Raw genomic sequence first — 550 nt, forward strand, 5'->3', positions numbered from 1 at the left:
GCCGAACAGGCTGGCCGCCGCGTTGGCGATCCCCAGCCCGGTGCATTCGCGGTTCTTGTCGCTGGGGGTGTCGGTGAGTTCGTCGACCACCCGCGCGGTCATCAGCGATTCGAGCAGGCCCACCATGGCGATGGCCAACGCCGGCAAGGCGATGATGCGCAGCGTTTCCAGCGTCATCGGCACCGCCGGCCATTGCAGGAACGGCAACGCAGTGGGGAGCTTGCCAAGATCGGCCACGGTCTTGAGCGGCAGGTGCAAAGCGGTGCCGGCGACGGTCAACAGCAGGATGCACAACAGCGGCGAGGGAATCGCCGACAGGCCCGGCACGCGCAACCGCGGCAGGCCGTAGATGATTGCCAGGCCCACACCGAGCATGGCCCACGTGGTGAGGTTGGCGCCCAGCAGATGCGGCAGTTGCGCGGCGAAGATCAGCACCGCCAGTGCGTTGACGAAGCCGGTGCGCACCGAGCTGCTGACAAAGCGCATCAACACGCCCAACCGCAGCAGCCCGAACAGGATCTGCACCGCGCCGGCCAGCAGGCCGGCCGCC

General features: G+C 68.2%; 1 protein-coding gene. It reads right to left on the reverse strand.

The annotated features are described in order from the left end of the window. Positions 1–550: SulP family inorganic anion transporter (locus Y887_RS17630; RefSeq protein WP_046965587.1), on the reverse strand; the 550-nt coding region annotated here is incomplete at both ends.

Source organism: Xanthomonas pisi DSM 18956 (assembly GCF_001010415.1).
In the GTDB taxonomy this organism is placed as follows: Bacteria; Pseudomonadota; Gammaproteobacteria; order Xanthomonadales; family Xanthomonadaceae; genus Xanthomonas; species Xanthomonas pisi.